Source organism: Rhodopseudomonas sp. (assembly GCF_048594845.1).
In the GTDB taxonomy this organism is placed as follows: domain Bacteria; phylum Pseudomonadota; class Alphaproteobacteria; order Rhizobiales; family Xanthobacteraceae; genus Rhodopseudomonas.
In genome coordinates this window covers 1-1,567 of record NZ_JBMDXE010000095.1, presented here as the reverse complement: position 1 = coordinate 1,567, position 1,567 = coordinate 1, and the positions used below count along the sequence as shown (strand labels likewise).

2 protein-coding genes are annotated in these 1,567 nt (G+C 68.4%); both read right to left on the bottom strand.

The window, feature by feature from the left end; translation table 11 throughout:
* Positions 1 to 953 (bottom strand): PepSY-associated TM helix domain-containing protein (locus tag ACOJTD_RS05675; RefSeq protein WP_420131955.1); only part of this gene is annotated, 953 nt, incomplete at its 3' end.
* Between the two features lie 42 nt (positions 954 to 995).
* Positions 996 to 1,567, bottom strand: a 572-nt coding sequence (locus ACOJTD_RS05670) for a TonB-dependent siderophore receptor (RefSeq protein WP_420131954.1), incomplete at its 5' end; no start/stop codon positions are given.

Here is a 1,567-nt window from a genome sequence, read left to right as displayed (position 1 = left end):
AGGATTGCGCCGGTGGCGGCGTCGATCTTGAATTCGTCGCGGCGGCCGTCGGCGTGTTCGGTGAGCCACGACCTGATCCGGATGGTCGGCTCGCCGCCGCTCGGCAGCGTCAGGCGGGCGGACGCATAGGCGTCGCCGCGGTCCTGCACGAACGCAGCCCAGGCGCGGTCGAGTTGCGGCGCTGCCGTGGCGGCGGAACGTTCGGCGCGCGCAGCCTTGCCGCCCGACACCTTGGCCTTCATCGGCTCGGCCACGGCAGGCGCGCGCGCGAACAGCCAGGTCGCGCCGGCCCTGTACCAGTCGAACGACCACCACAGGCCGGTCAGCACCATCACCGCATAGATCAGCATCACCCAGGTGCCGACGACCGAATGCAGCGAGCGATGGAAGCCGCGGCCGTGCAGCCGCAAATTCGGCTTGAGCCAGATCTTCAGGCTGCCGGGCCGATGCGGCCAGCGCAGCACCAGGCCGCTGATCAGCATCGCCAGCAGACCGATCGCCGTGATGCCGGTGATCAGCCGGCCATAGCCCTTGCCATCGCCCGGCAGCAGCAGCCAGCGATGCAGCTTCAGCACCGTCGCGAAGAACTCTTCGCCGACCGGATGGCCGAGCACGCGGCCGTCATACGGATCGACATAGAGCGACGACGGACGCGAGCGATCCTCTTTGCGGGCGAAGCGAATGCGTACCGCGACAGCCGGATCGCGCGACAGCGTGATCGCGGCGACGGGGCCATAGGACTCCGCCTGCAGCCGCGCGACCAATTCGTCCGGCGACAGCCGCGGCGCCGTGCGCGGCTCGACGCGCGTCACACCGGCATTGAGGCTGGCGAGGATCTCGTCCTCGAAGCTCATCACCGCGCCGGTGACGCCGATCAGCATCAGCACCACCCCCAGCACCAGGCCGACGATCGAGTGCAGCTGAAACAGCGTGGCTTTGACCGCGGCGCGCATCTCAGGCTCCGCCCATGCCGTCGAGCTGCAGCGGCGCCGGCATCAGAACTTCACCGTGGCGGCGAGCGAGAACCGGCGCGCGTCGCCGACCGCCACGTTCAGCGTGTTGACGGCGGACGGATAGTACACGGTGTCGAACAGGTTCTTGACGTTGAACTGATAGGTCACCGGGAACGGGCCGGTCTGGGTCTGGTAGCTCGCGAAGATGTCCGCCACGGTGTAGGACGGCAGCACGAACGAATTGGCGCTGTCGCCGGGCCGGGTGCCGACGTAGCGCGGGCCGCCGCCGACACGCAGGCGGCCGGGCAGCGCCGTGCCGAAATCATAGACCAGGAACAGCGACGCGGTGTTCATCGCCACGTTCTGCAGCCGCATCCCGACCAGCGTCGGATCCTCGGTGACGATCGCGTCCGTGGAGCCGTAGCTCGCGATCGTGCTCCAGTGGTCGTCGAGCCGGCCGGTGACGTCGAACTCGACGCCGCGCGAGCGGACCTTGCCGGCGGCGCGATATTCGTTGAGGCCGGTCGCGGCGTTGAACTGCGACACCAGCACGTTCGTCTTGTCGATATCGTACACCGCCAGCGTGCCGGACAGCCGCTTGTTGAGGTCGAACT